This window comes from Limibacillus halophilus, assembly GCF_014191775.1.
In the GTDB taxonomy this organism is placed as follows: domain Bacteria; phylum Pseudomonadota; class Alphaproteobacteria; order Kiloniellales; family CECT-8803; genus Limibacillus; species Limibacillus halophilus.
Genome location: NZ_JACHXA010000006.1, coordinates 70213 through 89692, shown reverse-complemented (window position 1 = coordinate 89692; position 19480 = coordinate 70213). Strand labels below are relative to the sequence as shown.

At 52.5% G+C, this 19480-nt stretch carries 15 protein-coding genes; 6 read left to right on the top strand and 9 right to left on the bottom strand.

Annotated elements, in window-relative coordinates:
* Positions 1–15 precede the first annotated feature (15 nt).
* Positions 16–729 (bottom strand): hypothetical protein, encoded by a 714-nt coding sequence (locus tag FHR98_RS11440; RefSeq protein WP_183416830.1) that lies wholly within the window; start codon positions 727–729, stop codon positions 16–18.
* 631 nt (positions 730–1360) lie between these two features.
* On the opposite strand from FHR98_RS11440, the gene FHR98_RS11435 reads away from it, so the two are divergent.
* On the top strand, positions 1361–2380 hold the full coding sequence (locus FHR98_RS11435) for a hypothetical protein (protein WP_183416829.1): 1020 nt from the start codon (positions 1361–1363) through the stop codon (positions 2378–2380).
* A 233-nt stretch (positions 2381–2613) separates the two neighbouring features.
* Here the strand turns inward: FHR98_RS11435 and FHR98_RS11430 are convergent, their stop codons facing one another.
* The 6 genes from FHR98_RS11430 to FHR98_RS11405 are packed head-to-tail and all read right to left on the bottom strand — an operon-like array spanning position 2614 to position 12531.
* Positions 2614–5832, bottom strand: coding sequence for a type I restriction endonuclease subunit R (locus FHR98_RS11430; RefSeq protein ID WP_183416828.1), 3219 nt, complete (start codon positions 5830–5832; stop codon positions 2614–2616).
* Between the two features lie 31 nt (positions 5833–5863).
* A complete protein-coding gene (locus tag FHR98_RS11425; protein ID WP_183416827.1) occupies positions 5864–7999 on the bottom strand; it encodes a GmrSD restriction endonuclease domain-containing protein in 2136 nt (711 codons plus the stop codon).
* A 53-nt stretch (positions 8000–8052) separates the two neighbouring features.
* Entirely contained in the window at positions 8053–8835 is a 783-nt protein-coding gene (locus tag FHR98_RS11420) for a hypothetical protein (protein ID WP_183416826.1), read from the bottom strand.
* A gap of 47 nt (positions 8836–8882) precedes the next feature.
* A complete protein-coding gene (locus FHR98_RS11415) occupies positions 8883–9713 on the bottom strand; it encodes a hypothetical protein (RefSeq protein ID WP_183416825.1) in 831 nt (276 codons plus the stop codon).
* Positions 9710–10963: a restriction endonuclease subunit S gene (locus FHR98_RS11410; protein WP_183416824.1), complete on the bottom strand. Its 1254-nt coding sequence runs from the start codon at positions 10961–10963 to the stop codon at positions 9710–9712. Before FHR98_RS11410 ends, FHR98_RS11415 begins: the two co-directional genes overlap by 4 nt.
* Positions 10964–10974: 11 nt before the next feature.
* Positions 10975–12531, bottom strand: a complete 1557-nt coding sequence (locus FHR98_RS11405) for a class I SAM-dependent DNA methyltransferase (RefSeq protein WP_183416823.1) — start codon at positions 12529–12531, stop codon at positions 10975–10977.
* Positions 12532–12807: 276 nt separating this feature from the next.
* On the opposite strand from FHR98_RS11405, the gene FHR98_RS11400 reads away from it, so the two are divergent.
* Positions 12808–13200 carry a hypothetical protein gene (locus FHR98_RS11400; protein WP_183416822.1) on the top strand — a complete coding sequence of 131 codons (393 nt, stop codon included), beginning with the start codon at positions 12808–12810 and terminating at the stop codon, positions 13198–13200.
* Positions 13201–13388: 188 nt separating this feature from the next.
* On the opposite strand, the gene FHR98_RS11395 is transcribed toward FHR98_RS11400, so the two are convergent.
* The gene (locus FHR98_RS11395) at positions 13389–13793 is read right to left on the bottom strand and encodes a GIY-YIG nuclease family protein (protein ID WP_183416821.1); all 405 of its coding nucleotides are present in this window, start codon (positions 13791–13793) and stop codon (positions 13389–13391) included.
* A 97-nt stretch (positions 13794–13890) separates the two neighbouring features.
* Here FHR98_RS11395 and FHR98_RS11390 point away from each other — a divergent pair, with 97 nt between their 5' ends.
* From FHR98_RS11390 to FHR98_RS11380, 3 genes are all read left to right on the top strand, one after another.
* Entirely contained in the window at positions 13891–14502 is a 612-nt protein-coding gene (locus FHR98_RS11390) for a hypothetical protein (RefSeq protein ID WP_183416820.1), read from the top strand.
* 562 nt (positions 14503–15064) lie between these two features.
* Entirely contained in the window at positions 15065–15727 is a 663-nt protein-coding gene (locus FHR98_RS11385; RefSeq protein ID WP_221205862.1) for a TRAP transporter small permease subunit, read from the top strand.
* Entirely contained in the window at positions 15718–17100 is a 1383-nt protein-coding gene (locus FHR98_RS11380; protein WP_183416819.1) for a TRAP transporter large permease, read from the top strand. Before FHR98_RS11385 ends, FHR98_RS11380 begins: the two co-directional genes overlap by 10 nt.
* Before the next feature lie 24 nt (positions 17101–17124).
* Here FHR98_RS11380 and FHR98_RS11375 read toward each other — a convergent pair whose 3' ends face one another.
* Complete coding sequence (locus tag FHR98_RS11375) at positions 17125–18030, bottom strand: LysR family transcriptional regulator (protein ID WP_183416818.1); 906 nt, start codon at positions 18028–18030, stop codon at positions 17125–17127.
* A 250-nt stretch (positions 18031–18280) separates the two neighbouring features.
* On the opposite strand from FHR98_RS11375, the gene FHR98_RS11370 reads away from it, so the two are divergent.
* Positions 18281–19396: a TRAP transporter substrate-binding protein gene (locus FHR98_RS11370; RefSeq protein ID WP_183416817.1), complete on the top strand. Its 1116-nt coding sequence runs from the start codon at positions 18281–18283 to the stop codon at positions 19394–19396.
* Positions 19397–19480: the final 84 nt, after the last annotated feature.

Genomic DNA, 19480 nt, shown 5'->3' with positions numbered 1-19480 from the left:
GTTATCACCAAATATTTAATTTTTATTTTTGTTGTAATTACTAAACAACGCATTAACATTTTCCATTATTTTTTTTGATTTCTCTATTTCATCTTTATCAACCTCTATTCCACTCATGTCATTTCTCAGTTGATTTAATAATTTTTCCTCAAGTACCGGCAGTAAATAATAGTAGCTCTCTACTTCATGGCACTCCACAAAGCTTTTCGCCTCTGGAGCGGCTAATAACACAATTGATCTAATTGATTCTATGTCAATTATATTATAAATTTCTTTAACACGATTAAATAATGCAATAAATATCATATACGACGAGAGAATAATTGTCCGATAAGCATTTAAATAAGCCCATGAAACGTCAGATATAAATACTCTCTCTATTTCTATATCTGTTCTTATTAAATTAATTTCGGGATTTTCGAAGTTAATTTTTCTATTCATTTTTTTTATTTCTGTAATTATTTGAAAATTATCTTCATCGTCTATTTTTTCGGAGATATTTCTTACTTTTAATACGGCAACCATGCCTGATAAAAATTTGAATGCGGCGAGGTCAGTAGTAGCGTAGGTCCACATAGTTTCAACTGCTTTGATTTTTCTTTCATCGATTAGAGCTTGTCGCCTTGCTCTCCCGCTTATCACAGAATCACGAAGCGCCCGAACTTCTTGCTCCCTTTTGGCGAGATCATGTTCAAATTCTTTCTCGATGCGATTTAGTGCTGACCGCATCTTCTCAATTTTGGCATCATACTCATGCTTTATATCATTGGATATTCTGGAGTAAATCCAGGATCGTGCTGTAAAAAGAAGAAAAGACACGAGAATAAGTAATAAGGTTATTAGAAAATCGTATGCGGTCATTTCTCTACCTACCTAAATGTCAATTTATGCAACTGGGCATTTCGTAACCCATTCTCTTACGACGGGTTCAAATGATACTGTGATTTGATTCCAGTATAGGTGATCAACCGGAAAGGTAGTTTACTCATTTGTGTTTGTGGTTGACATGCCTCCAACTGCGTCTGAAAAACGCTTATGATAGCTGTCTCTCACTGCTTCATCCCGAAAGCTGGGCGTTTGTGGGCCCATGCAACGCCCATCTTGTGAATCTGCTGACAGATAATCGAGCTAGGCAAAAAAAATTGCAAGCTATAGGGGCAGTATCGATCAACGTATCCACCGTGCTTGTCAAAATACTATGAGGGTTTAACGCAACGAAAGCGCCTGCTAATAGCGACGAGGGACGCCCCACTACCAGGGAACTTTCAGCTTTAGTCTAAATTAATTATTTGCCGTGGTTCCTTTGCGCCTCCTAAACTCATGGTTGCCAAACTACGGTCGATAATTGGAACGTCGAAAAATGGATGGTGACCCTCAAGTTGGTTACAAGCTGCGCGCAGATATGGACGCGCAACTGGGAAAGCTGCTGCTGCTTATTAATGGCGGCGGGGCGGCAACTATCGCGACGCTTCTGACCGATACTATTAGGGAAGAGACGCTAACAGTTCTGAATATAGCGGCGGTGTTAGCACTGACCTGCTTTCTCTCCGGCATCGTGCTAAATGCCTTCCATCAGCGCTGGCGGCGAGAGTGCAACCTTGCTTATGACGCGGAAGAGAAATCAAGCCCGCCATTGGCCGCGCAGGTCGCTGCCGGTACAGCAAGCGAGCCTGAAGTTTGTATCAGAAATCGGCGCGCACTGTGGGCGTCATTATGGGCGTTTGCGAGTGGCGGAGCGGCGATCTTGGTGGGCGCTATAGGCACCATGGTCGCGAGGCATGAGATAGATAGGAGTATGCCACAGATGTTTGATGGAATGGCTTCAATAATCTCAGCGGTGGTAGCAACAGCGGCGCTGCTTTCAACTTGGTACTGGTGGCGGGAAAAGGAACTTAGACGTGACGAAGTTTTAAAGTGGGCGGACGAGGCTATCTCTGTTCTTCGGACTTTACACTTACTCTGTGCTGTCGATGTTTCTAAGTTTACTGATGAGAATCCTTCTAGGAAGTTCCTTGATGTCCTTTTCATTTCATCGATTTTGATCGAAAGAGGGCGATTATTCTTCCGTAATAGTAATGACGGTAATCAACATGGTCGTGAAAAGGAAAAAGCGTATCAGGGCCTACGTCCAGAGATTCTCGATCAATTAATAATCGCGCACGAGATAGCACTGCGCTGGGGTGATGCAGATCAAGAAACTAGAAGCCGTATGACTGTAATTTCGGAACGCGCGTGTCGAAGATTTTTATCACTAGCGCAAGAGGAAGTTGGGCGAGGCCGAACAGCCTCTAAGTACAACAAGTTGGGGGGAGATGGTGTTGATTTGGACGCTCTCCTTTTATCTGTGACGGATAAAGAACTTGCGAGTCAAGGTATGTAAACGACCGAGGAGTTTTTTATTTTTGATGAAAATCGCAGAATAGCGATCGCTCACCTTTGGCCTCTATCCCCGCACAAACGTTACGCGCTCTTCCTCCATGTCCACATCAGTGGTTTTCCATCCGGCCATCTCCCATGCCAGCGCCTAGGAGTAACTACCCTTTGAGGCGGGGATCGTTAACCACATTGACCTCCCAATCATAGTTAGCTCAGCACTCGGAACTAACGCTTCGACTAAGCGGCCCAACGTGCAGAAAGTGCCTCAGCCTGTTGAAGAACGGTCTGGACAGCGGCATCCTGAAGATCGGGTGGGTAGCCATATTTTCGTAAGATGCGTTTCACCAGAACGCGCATGCGGGCGCGAGCTGCCTCCCGGTGTTGCCAATCAACCGAGGCATTTGTCTTGAGGCTATTTAGCAATTCTTGGGCAATCACCCGGAGTTGTTCATCCCCCATCACCTCGACCGCGCTCTCGTTCTGGGCCAGAGCGTCATAGAAGGAGATTTCCTCCCGACTGAGTCCTTCCTCCTCACCGCGCTGATGCGCGGCTCGAATGTCCTTTGCCAGTTTGATCAGTTCCTGAACAACCTCAGCAGTCGTCAGTGCATTGGAATGGTATCGCGCAATGGCATCCTCTAGCCGTTCTGAGAACGCACGGGTCTCAACGACGTTAATCCGATCCCGCGAGCGAATTTCGCCATTAATCAGCTTTCGTAGCGCCTCCATCGCAAGGTTCTTTTTCTCCATGCCCTGAATCTCGGCTAAGAATTCATCAGAAAGAATAGATATATCAGGGGTTTCCAGTCCCGCTGCTTTTAGGATGTCGACGATCTCGGTGGATATGACTGCCCTACTGATGATCTGCTGAACGGCAAAGTCGCGATCAGCTGTTGTCTTACCTGTATTCGGGGCGCTCTTAGCGAGTGCGGCGCGTACAGTTTGAAAGAAGCCGACTTCATCTCGAATTTCGCGCGCCTCGTCACTGGCGGAAGCAAGTGCAAAGGCTTTGGAAAGAGACAGGACGGCGTCGTTGAAGCGTCGGTGGGCGCGTTTCTTACCCTCCTCGGTATCCTCCTTGGCCGCTTCTCGCTGCTGCATGTCGAGAACCCACTCCATCGCGGCAGCGAGAGCAGCCAATCGCTGTAGAGGCGCACCCCCTAATCCTGTCTGGTAGTCAAATCCATGGAACATGCCCGCCACGATTTCATACTTCTCTAGCATCACCGCTACGGCTTCTGCTTCGTCAATGCCAGCATGCTTTTGGTCACTGCCAGAATACTGGCCGAGCGCATTCTTAAGGTTCTGGGCGATGCCAATGTAATCAACGATCAATCCGGCAGGTTTGTCACGAAAGACCCGGTTGACGCGAGCAATGGCTTGCATGAGTCCGTGCCCTCGCATCGGCTTATCAACGTACATGGTGTGCATGCTGGGAGCGTCGAAGCCGGTAAGCCACATATCGCGAACGATCACCAATTTGAGGAAATCCACGGGGTCTTTGGCGCGCTTCGCGAGAAGCTCCCGGCGCTTCTTCCCACCGATATGCTTCTGCCACTCCACTGGGTCCGAAGCGGCGCCAGTCATCACAATCTTTATGCTCCCATCCTCGTCATCATCGCTGTGCCAATCGGGTCGCAGCCGAATGATCTCTTCATAGAGGGCAATGCAAATCCTCCGGCTCATGCAAACGATCATGGCCTTGCCGTCCATAGCGGCTACGCGGCTCTCAAAGTGATCAACCAGGTCTTGGGCTACAAGCGCAAGGCGGTTTTCTGCCCCAACCAGCGCTTCGACTGTTGACCATTTCCTTTTGAGCTTCTCGCTTTCAGGAAGATCGTCGTCTTCCGTCAGTTCGGCGATCTCGGCATCGATCTTCGGCCGCTCATCTTCGTCCAGCTCTATACGGGCTAAGCGGCTTTCATAGTAAATCGGAACCGTTACCTCATCCTCGACCGCGCGGGTGATGTCATAGACGTCAATGTAGTGTCCAAAAACCGCGGGTGTGTTGACGTCCTCCTTCTCCACGGGTGTGCCGGTGAAGCCGATGAAGGAGGCATTGGGTAGGGCATCACGAAGGTGTTTTGCAAAGCCGTAGGATATTTCCCCGGTCTTCTGCTTCATTTTTGCTCGAAAGCCATACTGGCTGCGGTGTGCTTCGTCGGCAATCACCACCACATTGCGTCGGTCGCTAAGCAGAGGGAAGTGCGCCTCGTCGGTGGCTGGGCTGAACTTTTGGATAGTGGTGAAGATGACACCACCGGAGGCTCGGGCCAGTTCGGTACGTAGATCGTTCCGGTCTTCCACCCGAATGGGCGTTTGCCTCACCAGGTCGCTGCACATGGAAAAGGTTCCAAACAACTGATCGTCCAAGTCATTGCGATCAGTGATAACAACGATGGTCGGGTTTTCAAGTTCCTCCAGGCGTACAAGCTGCCCGGCATAAAAGGCCATCAGAAGGCTTTTCCCTGAGCCTTGAGTATGCCAGATCACGCCGATGCGCTTATCCCCTTCATGCTGGGAACTAACGTCTGGCAAACCGAATTTTCGCGGGTCTTCCCGCACGCCGATGGCGGGTACAACACCTGGCGCAGAGGGCAGCGCGCGCAATGTGGATACGACCGCCCGCTTGACGGCATGGAATTGATGATAGCCGGCGATGATTTTGATCAACTCCGACCCATTGCTGCCAAACACCGTGAAGTCGCGAATCAGTTCAAGGAACCGCTGTTGCTGGAAAACGCCCTTGATCAAGATGGCCATCTCCGGCTGCCCTTTGGGCGCGACCTCCGCCCCATCCGTGGTGCGCCAGGGCATGAAGCGCTCCTGGTCCGCCGTCAAAGAGCCGATCCGTGCTTTCAGGCCGTCTGAAATCACAAGAACTGCATTGGTCCGAAAGAGTGATGGGATTTCTGCCTTGTAGGTCTGGAGCTGATTGTAGGCGCTGGTGAGCGTGGCATTTTCATCGCCGGGGTTCTTAAGTTCGATAACGCCAAGAGGAATGCCGTTTACGAAAAAAACGATATCAGGGCGGCGGTTGGAAGAGCTTTCGATCACGGTGAACTGGTTCACAGCCAACCAGTCGTTGCTGGCCGGATCATCATAATCGACGAGTTGCACCTTTGCGTATTGGATCGCGTTATCATCGTCGTAGAACTCGACATCCACGCCCTCGATAATGGCTTTGTGCAGCCGGCGATTTTCCTCGATTAGGGATGGGCTTGCCACCGCAAGCAGTTGCTTTAGCGCGTCGCGGCGTGCGTCACCAGGGATAGTGGGATTGAGCCGGTCGATGGCAGCCCTTAGCCGCCCTTCAAGCAAAATGTCGGCGTAAGCCTCACGCTCAGGTTTTGGGCCGTCAGGGCAGATATCGGGGCCGTGCGCCAGCTCGTAGCCAAGCTCCGCCAGTATCTCAAGCGCCGCTTCCTCGACGTGACTTTCGGAGAAGCGACTCATGCATTCCCCCATCCAAAAACAATCAAACAAGTCACGCCCGAAACCTCTCAGCCAAATAAGACTGCATCTCGCTTAGAGAAATTTCCTGTGATGAGTTTCCGCTCCTTACGTAAAATTTCTCCTGGGTCTGCCCGTTCTTATCCTTCACGGTAATCACCAGCGGCTTCGCCGATGACTGGATGTCCAACTGGCAAATCTCGGTATCGCCAACCGACGGGAACGAAACCCTTACCCTGCTTGCCACAAATGAGGTGCCGAAGGATTTGTTCAAAATATTTCGGAGGTGCAACTCAAACTTGTCACGGTCGGCTTCGCCAAGAGCGTGATAGTCACCCTCGAGTCCGAGCACTTCACCATCGTCTTGTACGCCGATCAGCAAGGTTCCCCCTTGCCCGTTGGCGAACGCAGCGATGGTCTTTACGACAACGTCTTCCAGCTTCTTATTCACAGAACCTTCCACGAAATCCCAACGTAGCGAAGATTTGAACTCCAGTTCTTCGCCTTCGCCCTCGGCAATCATCTCTTCGAGCGTGATAGGAACCGCAGGGGGTTTGGTTTCAGTGATTCCTTCTAGAAAAGCATTCAAGTCTTCAGACAGCTTTTTACGACGAGCCTGGAGAAACCCTTCGTAATTTTCGATTTCCCACAATTCAGGGTCTTCTGGGATGCATTGCAACGCCAAGACGTCCGGGAACCGTTCCTTAACGGCACCTAGATAGTCTTTTGCGGTCATTGCGCCTTTGCTGCGATTGGCAAATTGAGTGAGGATAGCGCGGTTCGTCAGCTCTTGAGCCAACGAGTACTTCAGACGATTTTCGCGTCCATATCCCAGCGCCTTGAGTCTCGAGAACGGGAAAATATGATCGTTCTCAAGTTTATATTTTTCCCCCATTGCCTGTCGCAATTTGACTCCTGTTGTAAAACAGAAGGCCCCTTTGCTTTTCAAATACCAGCGAACCAAGCCAAACAATGGATGGGATATTGAGCGCCCCACAAACTCGTCCGGCGTTATCTCGAGCCTGCGTTCTTCCTTTATGACTGCGAGCAATTCGTCGAAGGCATTCTCTGCCTCCTTAATGGTGCGAAGGTCACGATCAAGCTTTTGTGGCAGTTGGTTTACGTACCGCGACCTGATCTGGGAGTAGTAGAACCATTTGACGAGCTTACGAATTTCGTAGTCGTTCAGGTGCTGCCCACCCTTATCGAAGCAGTAAACAATAATGGGCACGAGTGCATAAACGGAGTTGATCTCGTCTGTATGGTCCACAAACGCGTGTGAACGCATAATGCTGGCAACATAGTCCAGCACCTGTTCATCAAGAAGTTTCCACGCGTCACGGATCGTCTCGTTGTTTTCCGGACCATGAAGCTTCTTCATGTCCGAGCCGAGGTGGTACAGGCATCCCAACAGTACATAGACGATGAAATCCAGTTTAAATACGTAGCCCTTACCCTGCAGCTCAGACAGTTTGCGCTTGAATATGTCCCGTGCTTCGGGCCAGTAGCCCGAAATTTGAGCGAGAGCCAATTCTGCATCGGTTAAAGAGACGCCGCTCGCATTGACCTTGTAGAAAATATCGATGGCCTCGCGCACCGTTGCCTTGACCGGAACAGTTTGCTCGGGAAACTCGCGATCAAGAATATTCTCGATTGCACGCGTATTGTCATCGAGCAGATCATCACGCTCCCGGCTAACCTCATCTCCCTTTTTCTCCAGATCGCGGACAATGTCCTTCGCTCGAACCTTACGCTGAAAAACGTCTGTGATGTTCTGCCAACGGGGGTCGTTCGCCATTTTTGTTTTGGAGTAGTACTCCAGCTCTAGCGTCTCAACGTTGACATGAAGCCCACGCGTATCGTTCAAGATTTCAGGCGCTGTGTAGTAGGGCGGAATTTGGCCACGGATAAGCATGTAAAGTGTTGTGAGACGCTGCTGTCCATCCAGGAGGATACGAACCGCACCTTGCTTTTCATCGTATTTATACGGGCCTTTCAGCTCAGGCGGATTATTGGTTTCCCAGGTCAGCATTGTGCCCGTGGGATACTCCTTGATTAGGGAATCCACGAGCTGTTTGGCATCGTCGCGCTTCCACACATACTCCCGCTGAAATGCAGGAACAAAGAGCTGGTACTCATCAATTTTATCTAGTGCTGTTGATATCTTCATGAAGCCACTCCGAGGCTTGTGCTGTCCGTATTGCGTCGATTAATTATGTTCATCTAATTCCGCTCTCCCGCTACGCTGGCCAGTGCGGCCTTTAACACCTGAAAGCACACATTTGCAGTGTGCTCATCAGGCGCGAATCCTGTGACCAGCTGCTGATAAGGATGGACGAAATTACGAAAGTCTCGCAGTCCGTGACTGAACTTCTGCACGTCGAGTTTTAGGACGCCCACCTCGCTGGCGACGTCAATGAATTGTGCCAGCGTCCATTCGTGGAACGGCCTCACTTTTCCGTCTTTGGCTTTGGGGCTTGAGATTGCCTTGTTGAATAATGCCGGTTCGCTTTGCGCTTTTGCCAGCAATACGGCTTCCAGTACGCTACCGCACATGATGACAACAGATAGGAAGGCTTTTCCACGAAGCGCTCTGCGCGCTTCCTCTAGTCGGGTCTCAATGATCGGCACCAACGCCGGTTCAATTGGCAGTCGCTGGAGGTTTGGGATCGCAAACTCTTGATGGAGAAAGTCATCTACGCTGTCAGAGGATCGATTCGCATCAACCTTCCCGGTCAGACGTTTGACAATCGCCTTCGTTCTCTCGAGGATCGGTTTGTCGATTGTTCGGCCGTCTAGCTCACAGCTTGCCTCGTAAGATTTGACCATCTCAGCAAGAACACGTCCGACGACAGCATCCGGTTCCTGTTGCCAAAAGGCGCGCATTTTTTTGGCTTTTGAAGGACCGTGGGTCTGGTATTTTTTGCTATGGATGTTGATTCCGTGGCTGGCGAAAAACTCGCCATAGGTTGCATCGCTAAAGTCCAGGACATAGCCACTCTCCATACCGAGAAGCTTCTCCAGGTATCGTTTCTCGATATCCGTGAGGCTGCTCATCCCGGTGTCTCCGCAATGAGTTTTCGTAGATCAATAAGGTCACGCACGGTTGCGCAAACCATTTTCGCCTCTTCAGGGGAGGGTGCGTACTCATTGGCGTGTGCAACCATGTCTCTAAATTTTTGAATCTCAGTCAGCCTAACTTCGAGTTGATTTTTGCTTATGCTGAGGGCGATGGACTTCTTGATGATTGTCTTCTTGTCAGCGAATTCGGTGAAAAGGAGGGCGTCAACAAAACTCTCGCTCTTTTTGCTGGCGTCAATTTTCTTCCGAGTTTCAGTCAGGCGCTCCTCACTCAACAACTCCATCCAAGTTTCGTCCGTTGGGTGCCGATTCCGGATTGCCTCAGCCATGGTGATCTCGAAGCCTGTTATGAGAGCGAAAAGGGCTGCCCGGACGGGAAGCTTCTGGAGGTCTGAGAGTGTGACGAGGCCGCAGATGCCACCGCCGGAGAGAACGAGGCGGCAGGGCTTCGTGTCTGCCTCCAGGATGAAGGCCAGAATGCTCGCGTCGGCGCCGATCAGGTTTTCCTCGTCCAACGGCACGAGGTGGTCCTTGATGCAGCCCTTGGGCGGCGGTGTTTTGAAGTAGGGGGCAGCGTAGAAGAGTCCGATGATGCGTTCGCCCTTAGCCGATGCCGACATCACCGGAATGAAGTCGTAACGGTTCGTGTTTTTTGCCGCGACTGTCGAGACCGGATCGTCTGCATCACACATCTCGAAGTTGTCGCGCCGCGTCATGACGAGGCGGACCGTCAGGCCCTGATGAACCTCCTCGAAGGTTTCGCTGGAGGAGAGCGGCTCGCTATTTGCCCAAGGCTGGTTCATGTGACCGCCTTCTCCGCGTCACGGAGGCGAATCTCGCCGGACATGAGTTTCGGGAGGAGGAGGTCGCGGGTTTGGGCGAGCGTGCGAGCTTCATGAATGTTCGCACGCATACGATCAAGAAGCGGCTGCACCAAGTTCTGAAAGGCGCGAGTGATCTGCGCTGATGGGAGGCAAACCTTGTATTGTCCCATTGTCTTCCAGCTCGTGCGCGGCATCTTCGTCCCGGTCGATGTCTGATCCGTGTAGTCCACGAACTCGTCCGAAGATAGGCAGGCGAGAGTGTAGGCTCCCCACTCTGGGGCTCGCGGGACCACGACAACGATGTCGGTCGAACAAATGCCGCTCAGCGGGGCGAACCCGACCTTGTGGAAGTACGGCCGGAGTTTCCCGAACAGGAACTCACCCTTCTTGAATACCGACTTATTGCTCGTGACCTTCCCCGCGCCTTCCCACTCTGAGAGTGCAATCGAACGGCGCGGCATATGCTCTAAGCCGATATAAGGCGTGTCTTCGGCGACATCGGCCGGACTGACTCCGCGTCTCGGTGAGTCCGCAACATCCGCAAGGGTCCCCTGCCTCGACCCCACCGGCATGCCCTCTTCGTCGACAGCGTCGGGGAAGAGGTCCCAGATTTCGGGGGCGAGGTAAGGGGGGCGACCTTCGGCCTTGGCGCGGGTCGGGCCGAAATCGACAAACCAGTCCTTGAAGATCGCCCGCGCCATCGCCTCCAGCGTCTCGTTCATCCGCCGGTTCAGCTCGATCTTGTCATCGATCGCGCGGAGAAGGCTGGCGATAGATCGCTGAACACCAATGTCCGGCACCGATATTTGTAGGCCTGTTATGTCAGTCTTGAGAACGCGCGGAACAGTTGATCCACGCGCGCCGCTTAAGAGCCGTTCTTTGGTTTCTGGGTTGAGGAGTGTGTACAAAAGGAATGCTGGATCAACCTGATTTCTTTTTGCGCGAAGAGCAATGAGGCGGCGGGTGATTAGATAGGTCTGGTCACCAGGGAACGGCGCGACCTCTCCAACAGGTGCTTCGGTTGTAATCAGAACATCATTCGGCGCCGGGAGCCCGCGTGTGGTCCAGGCTTCGTATGTCTCGTGTGAAACGAATGAAATGCTCGATTTGTCGATGCGACCGTTCTTCACATTCGCCGCGGTGAGCGTTGGGATGCCAATTGGAGATTTCGGGGGCGTCTTGCCGCGATAGTCGATTATTGCTTCGACGCATTCGGCTACTGAGAGCATTGGCCACGCCATCACACGGCCTCAATCTGAGCTAGTTTTGCTTCAATTGTTGATGAAAGAGTCTCGGCCTCGGCAAACTGCTCGGCCAGCGTCTCCTTCAACTCCGTGAACCGCTCCTCGAAGGGCACATCGTCTTCCTCTGCCGCCTCCGCGCCGACATAGCGGCCCGGTGTGAGAACGTGGTTGTGCTCTCTAATCTCCTCGAGGGTCGCAGCCTTGCAGAAGCCCGGCACATCCTTGTAGGCGTCCGCGTCCGGTTCGCCGCGCCAGGCGTGGTAGGTGCCGACGATCTTCTCAATATCATTGCCGGAGAATTCCTTGCGCGTGCGGTCGACCATGTGACCGAGCTTGCGGGCGTCGATAAACAGGACCTCACCGCGCCGGTCGCGCCACCCTTTTCCGGGGTTCTTGTTGCGGCTCAGGAACCAAAGGCAGGCCGGAATCTGGGTCGAGTAAAAGAGCTGGCCGGGCAGGGCGATCATGCAGTCCACCACGTCGCCTTCGACCATGGCGCGGCGGATATCGCCCTCGCCGGACTGGCCAGAGGACATGGAACCATTGGCGAGCACCACGCCCGCCGTGCCGTTCGGCGCAAGGTGATGGTGGATGTGCTGTAGCCACCCGTAGTTCGCGTTGCCGGCCGGAGGGACGCCGAACTTCCAGCGCGCGTCTTCCCGCAGCCGGTCGCCGCCCCAATCAGAAATGTTAAAGGGCGGATTGGCGAGGATGTAGTCGGCTTTCAGGTCCTTCAGTTCGTCCTTGTGGAAGCTGCCCTCGTTGTTCCAGCGGAGGTCGGCGTCGAAGCCGCGCACCGCCAGGTTCATCTTGGCAAGCCGCCAGGTGGTATAGTTGCTTTCCTGGCCGTAGATGGCGATATCGCCGATGCGGCCGCCGTGCTCCTCCACGAACTTCTCGGACTGGACAAACATGCCGCCGGAGCCGCAGCAGGGGTCATAGATTCGGCCCTTGTAGGGCTCCAACATCTCGACCAGCAACCTGACCACAGAGCGGGGGGTGTAGAACTCCCCGCCGCGCTTGCCCTCGGCTCCAGCGAAGCCGCCAAGGAAGTACTCGTAGACACGGCCCAGGATATCCCTTGAGCGGTCGGCTTCCTCTGCCATGCCGATGCCGCTGATGAGATCGATCAATTCGCCGAGCATGATCTTGTTGAGGGCCGGGCGGGCGTAATCCTTCGGCAGGACTCCCTTCAGGCTCTCGTTCCTGGCCTCGATGGCCAGCATGGCATCGTCGATATCGCGGCCGATCGTTGGCTGCTTGGCTCTCGCCTGGAGGTGCGACCAGCGTGCCTCCTTCGGCACCCAGAAGACATTCTCGGCCAGGTATTCCTCCGGGTCCTCCGCATCAGCCAACTCGTCCTTAAGGAGTTTGGTACGCTTCGCCTCGAAGGCATCGGAGATGTACTTGAGAAAGATGAGACCCAGGGCTACGTGCTTGTAGTCCGAAGGTTCCATGTTGCCGCGCAGCTTGTCCGCCGTCGCCCAGAGCTGCGCCTCGAAGCCAAGATTGGCGCCATTCCCATTGGTTTTAGTATTTTTTCCCTTGGCCATTCTGCCGTATCTATCCTTTTTGGTTCGAGCCTCAATTTCGCAGGGTCGTTGAGCGATCTTCCCCGCATCGTGGTTGTGCCAGCATTTACCGAGTCCTGGCGACGAACAATGATGATCCGAGGGCGGCAGTATCTTGCCTGCCGTTTTGGGCGTTTTCAATAATCGGTTGATTTAATGCAGTTTGCTGCACGTATCAGCGTCACCGCGACGAAACGCCCAAGTCGGCCCGTCTATAATTCACTCAGTACTTTAGAACTTTGAGTGAGGAAAAGACGAATGAAGCGATACACGACCGTTGCGGAACTCCTGGAGAAGATGATCGATGCGCATGAGAAACCGCAAAAAGAGATTGCAGTTCTGGCAGGGTTTTCAAGTACCAACTTCCTGTCGATGATCAAGCACGGGGAAGCCAAAGTTCCTCTTGCCGCCGTTCCGCGGGTGGCGAAGGTGCTGGGGCTCGATCCTCAGCATTTGGCACGGAAAGTGGTGGAAGAATATCACCCTGAGCTGTGGGCAGCCCTGAAGGGATCGATGGCTTATCACATCACCGACAATGAAGCGGTCTTGATCGCCTGTCTCCGCGAAGCGACCTGGAACTCCGACCCTCATTTCGATGGGAGGACGCTGTTCGATATTGCCAGAGTAATTCGTAAGCCCAAGTCCCGGTGATGCGAACCAAGATTCCAGTTGTGAGGTGGTGGGCGCCTCTCCAATGGCCCAAGGCTCAAGTTTCTAGCGTGCAGTAAGCAGCGTCAGAAAAAGCCCCCCGGTAAAGCCGAAGTGTGACGTTCAGCACCCAAAGCGCTTCGACGTCATTTGTGCTCTTACCGAGGGGCTTGGAGGTGACTGCGAGGCGCCTAGTGTCGTCCCCTCGAATTTTCCGATGGCTGGAGTTTGTCAATCAGGAACTCTTCCAGGGAAGGGGCTTCGTAAGGCTTGGTAACGGCGATCGAAACGATATAGCGAGGGGGTGACTCCCACTGGTGCTTTAGGACGGCACTTGGTGAGCTGCCGGAGCGGAGGAAGTAGCTATCAATCCTCCGGCCGAGAATGTGGCTCAGGGAAGCCTTGCCTATATAGACGAGCTTCTTGTTAGCATCGAAGAAGGCATAGCAGCCGGCCCTATCTCCGAACGGATAACCGGTGTCCCAGTTCGTATGAGTGTCATAGACGGGGCTGATCTCGAATGCTGGAAGGTCCGGATGTCGGCAAGTCTGCTCGTACTCATGAACCGCTTCGGTGAGAGCCTTCATATCAGTCATACTGGCCTCCTATCACGCGACTTCAGTAGGGCGCACCTGCCTGCAATCGCGAGCTAACATAAACTATAACAACCGAAAGTATATATTGGAGCAGTGTATGAAGAAATTCGGCTCTGTCAAAGCGCTGGAGGAGCTTGGCCGGCAGCGGCTGTCCCAATCTTTCTTTCTGAGAGACTTCCTGCACAGCGAAATTGCCAGCTTCTACGGCTTATCGAACGTTCCAGATGACCCGGAGCTTGCTGTCGCCGCAGGAGCCAAGCTCTGCCAGGAGCTTCTTGAACCTCTGCAGATGCGGTTTGGCCGTATCGCAATCCGTTCGGCTTACCGGTCTTGCGAGGTGAACGAACTCGGCAATCGGAAAGGGCATAACTGCGCGCGTAACGAAGCCAACTATGCCAACCACATCTGGGATAGAAGAGATGCTGGAGGCTTCATGGGGGCTACAGCTTGCATTGTCATTCCCTATCTGGTTGACAGGATGGAGAAGGGGAGTTGCACCTGGCAGGCGATGGCCTGGTGGATACACGACAATCTTCCCTACTCACGGCTTCAGTTCTTTCCGAAGCTGGCTGCCTTTAACATCCAATGGCATGAGAAGCCCCTTCGGCGGATTGAAAGCTTCATAGAACCGCGCGGCCTACTCACGAAAGAGGGGATGTCCAACTGGATAGGCGACCACTCTGATCTGTACCGGTCCGTGTTGGACTGAACACAGACTCCAAATGCCGTCTTGATCTTTCTATAAGGTTAGGAATTCTCAGCGGATTTCTGGAGGCTGGACCTACATTCTTATAGTTGGCCACCTAAGACTTCTTTCATGGGGTGAAATGGTGGCAGTTTGGCGTTGTCCGTGATGCTAGAAACGATGCTATTGGTACGCGAGCACCATAAACCCTCATAAGTAGGGCCCTATATATCGCCCATTAGATTGCGTTTATCCAAATAGATGTAAAAAATTGAAGTTAATTGCACAATTTTTTTCCATTGTGTTGAAGCGCTCAGTTAGTGAAGGTTCAATAGCAAGAATCAATAAGATGATCGGGAGGTAGATATCGTGTATGAGCGATACGAGAGCATGATGGCCCAGATTCAATGGGGGAGTGTTGAGGACCGGGCTAAGCGTAGAACCTCCAATCCGCCCCACGTAGATTGACCGTATTTCGTCACAACCTTCGGTGACTCGATTCCTTGTATCAAGCTATGTATGCAGCGACAAATTTGCTGCGGCTCTATGCCTGATTGGGTTCTGATCCAGAGGTGGCGGTATGGGAATGGCAATCTCGACTGCCTTTCCGCACCCTTGTTTTGAGGCTGATATGCATTCAGGAAACAATGAGCTCAGGAGTCGTGCCCGAGGCTGGCAACGATTTCTCATCAATCTAGCCGACGGTATCGACACGGTGAACGACTGGTTGGGGCGGTGCATATCCTGGCTGGTTCCCATTCTGGTGTTGAACACCTGCGTCGTGGCCATACTCCGGTATGTTTTCGACTTAGGCTGGGTCTGGCTCCAAGAAATGTACGTTTGGACTCACGGCTCGATAATCATGATGGCCATGGGGCACACCCTTCTTCATAAAGCGCACGTCCGTGTAGACATTATTTACGAGGGTTTAAGTGAGAGAAAGAAGGCGTTGACCGATCTACTCGGTGTCCTTTTTTTCTTGCTCCCTATGGTCGGCGTAGTTTTTTGGTTTGCGTACCCCTATGTCAACCTTTCGATAAACCGTCTCGAAGGCTCCCCGGAAGCTGGTGGGCTGCCAGGATTGTTTCTCTTGAAATCAACAATGCTGCCGTTTTGCGCCAGTCTAGGTGCGCAAGGCATCTCAATGGCTTGTCGGAGCTTGATTGTGCTGACAGGTGGCGATGCCGGCTGCACTAGTCAGAGCCAGGAAGAAATCGTACGAGGTGAAGTGGAAGTGCCATGCCAGTGAATGAAATATTCGCTATTTTATTATTAGTTTTCACGGGTGTTTTTATCATGTTTGGATTTCCCGTGGCATTCACATTGGCTGGTGTTTCCATATTAATGGCCCTTGCAGGTTCATTATTTGGTGTTTTCGATTTTTTCTTCTATTCCTCCATTTCGGCACGTTACTTCGGCATCATGACGAATGAAGTTTTGGTTGCCATACCCCTATTTGTCTTCATGGGGGTTATGCTGGAGCGCTCCAAGATAGCCGAGGCGCTTCTCACGACGATGGGGCAAGCGTTCGGGGCGGTGCGTGGTGGGATTGGAATCTCGGTGACGCTCGTCGGTATGCTCCTCGCCGCAGCAACAGGGATCGTTGGTGCGACCGTTGTGACGATGGGCCTTCTTAGTCTCCCCACAATGTTGCGCGCCGGCTATGACAAGAAACTCGCGGTCGGCGTCATCTGTGCGTCTGGAACTCTTGGTCAGATCATTCCTCCCTCCATAGCCCTGGTAATTCTGGGTGATGCGCTTGCAGGGGTTTACACCGAGTCTCAACTTGCCAAAGGGAATTTCATTTTCGAGCCTTTTAGTGTGATTGATCTCTTTGCCGGGGCTTTGTTGCCTGGGCTAATGCTTGTAGGGTTCTATGTCGCTTGGTTGGTATTCCTAGCGATCAGGAAGCCAGAAGTGAGCCCTGCATTTTATGACCAGGACGTGAAGCTTAAGGCGCTGCTTCTTGACCTCTGTTCGGCAATGCTGCCACCGTGCCTGCTGGTTCTGGCGGTTCTTGGGTCCATAATCGGAGGGCTAGCAACGCCCACCGAAGCTGCATCATTTGGTGGTGTCGGGGCGACAATTCTGGCGGCTGCAAAAGGGCAACTTTCTTGGGATTTGTTGCGCTCAGTATCGCAAAGCACCGTAAAAATTACCTGTATGGTTTTCGGCATCCTGTTAGGAGCGTCGATCTTCTCGCTGACGTTTAGGGGATTCGGTGGTGACGCATTGGTCCATCACTTTCTAACCGGATTGCCCGGCGGTTTCACCACAGCAATGTTGATCGTTATGGTGGTGATTTTCTTGCTTGGGTTCATTCTCGATTTTATTGAGATTGTTTTTATCGTTGTGCCAATTGTAGCTCCGGCTCTCTTTCATGCCGACATAAGTCCTGTGTGGTTGGGTGTGATGATTGCCGTCAATCTACAAACAAGCTTTCTGACGCCGCCATTCGGATGGGCGTTGTTTTACGTTCGCGCCGTGGCACCGCCTTCAATTCGGACAACAGAAATCTACCGAGGGGTTATGCCTTTTGTCGCAATCCAACTGATAGCATTGGGCGTTTTGTGGCTTTATCCTGACATCTCGACTTGGCTTCCCAGGGTTTTGTTCAACTGATTTGATCCGGGAACTGTTTGCCGCTCAAGCCTTGTCGCGTAGCGCGAGTTGGCGAAAACTGCTCGCTTTTTGCGCCAACTGACAGAGGACAACCGCTGCAGATTGTAGATGGTTATCTCGGTAGACGGCGTTGAATTCTACCGGGGGCATTTCGGGTGAGGTTTCTAGGATGTGAAGGCGCTTTTCTACGAAGGCTTGCGGATAAAACTCGGCAGGTACCAAAGTGACGCCAAGCCCGGCGCTGGCGAGCTGGATGCAGACGTTTAAGCTCTTGCAGGTGAATGGTCTTCTAAACCGGGCGCCGCCGGTTACAAACCATTTTTCTATCTGCTCATAGTGGTGCGATTCGCGGGTCAAAGTGATAGTCGGGTGCTTTTCGAGGTCACGCGCCTTGAGCCGGCGGTTTGGAAGAGAAATCTCGGGACTGGCAGCCCAGTTCATATCCACAAATCCAAGTGACATAGTCGTCAATTCTCGGCCTGGAGCCCTGCCAGCAATAAAAATAATGTCCAGGTCACCGCTCTCGAGTCCGTCAATCAGGTTTTGGGTGAGAGCTTCATCGAACTCTATGCTGATCTTCGGATATTGACGACGCACGTTTGTCACAAAATTTGGTAGCCATGTGGCTGAAACCACCTCGGCGACACCGATACGCATCAATCCTGGTAGGCTGCTCGGGGCCGCTAAATTTTCTCGCATTGACGATGCTAGAGCTAGAATTTCTTCCGCATAGCGTGCCATTTCGCGCCCTTTGGGCGTCACGCGCGCCGTTCTTTGGGAACGGTCGAACAGTTCAATTCCAAACTCGTTCTCAAGTTCCTGGATACGCATGGAGACGGTCGATTGCGTCGCGTTTAATCTTTCGGAAGCGGCAATAAGACTGCCCAGGCGGGTAGCCCAATACAGCGTCTCTAGTTGTCGGAAGTTCATGAGCCCCTCGTCCATTGTCGTTGAGGCGGAAAGTGTCAATAGACTCTACCACAGAAATATCAAAAAAATTGGTGTTTATAACCAAGAAAATATCGTTTGTTGAGAAGTCTGCTGACTTGGACAATGTTGGCAGGTGAGAAAGTTTGAAGCTTTCGTTTTTACAGGTCAGTCCGAAGGCTGAACCGATGTCACCGATCTGGCAGGAATTTCCGAGCCAACAAAAACAAAGAGCATTAGGGAGAGATCAAGTATGAAGAAGTCACAATTAGGGCGCAGGACGTTTATAGCCTCATCGGCCGGGTTGGTAGGGGCAGGGGCGGCCGCAACTTTTGCTTCACCGGCAATCAGCCAGAATCGCCGGAAGTGGCGCATGGTTACCACTTGGCCGAAGAACCTCCCGGGGCTGGGAACCGGAGCCCAGCATTTCGCCGATCAGGTTACGCGTGCAACCGGTGGTCGGTTGACGATTGAATTGTTTGCATCTGGCGAAATCGTTCCGGCTTTCGAATCGATCGATGCCGTGGGAGCGGGCAACATTGAAATGGGACATGGCGCTCCCTACTACTGGAAGGGCAAAGCGCCCGCCACGCAGCTCGTTAGCAACTTTCCGATGGGCTTGACCGCTCAGGAATACAATGCCTGGTACCATTTCGGTGGTGGCCGCGACCTTTGCGATGAGCTTTATCGTTCGGCTCTAGGCTGCAAATTCCTGCCCTGTGGAAACACTGGCATCCAGCATCCTGGTTGGAGCCGCAAGGAAGTTAACAGCCTGGACGACATCAAAGGCCTGAAGATGCGCATGCCAGGTTTGGGTGGCGAAGTCATGTCTCGTCTCGGCGCGACAGTGGTCAATCTTCCTGGAAGTGAGGTGCCTGGCGCTCTGGCCTCTGGGGCAATTGATTGGGCGGAATGGAACAATCCCTATGGCGAGGCATCGATGGGGTTCTACCGCTACGCCAAGTACTATTACACCCCCGGCTGGCATGAGCCTGGTACGGTGCTGGAACTCTTCGTCAATGCTGAAAAGTGGGACAGTTTGGAAGATGAACTGAAGGCCATCGTCGAAAACTGCGCCTATGCCACAAATCAGGTTATGCTCGCTGAGTTTCAAGCACGGTCTGGACCGGTCCTTGATAGTTTTGTCAATGACCATGGCACGATTGTGAAGGAACTATCCGATGATATCATGAGGGAGATCGGCAAGGTTTCGGGTGAGGCGATGCAGGACCTGGCGAACAGTGATCCGATGGCCATGAAAATATTCAAGAGCATGATAGAATTCCGGGGGCATCAAATCCGCTATACGAACGTCGCCGAAGGCTCCTTCATCAAAGCTCGGGCCTTGGAGTACCCCTTTCCCAGCTAAATACTCAATCTCTCAATAAACGGGTGTTCAATCAGTTAGGCTCAAGCGCAAAGCGCTGAGCCTAACTGAACCCGACGGTTCCGA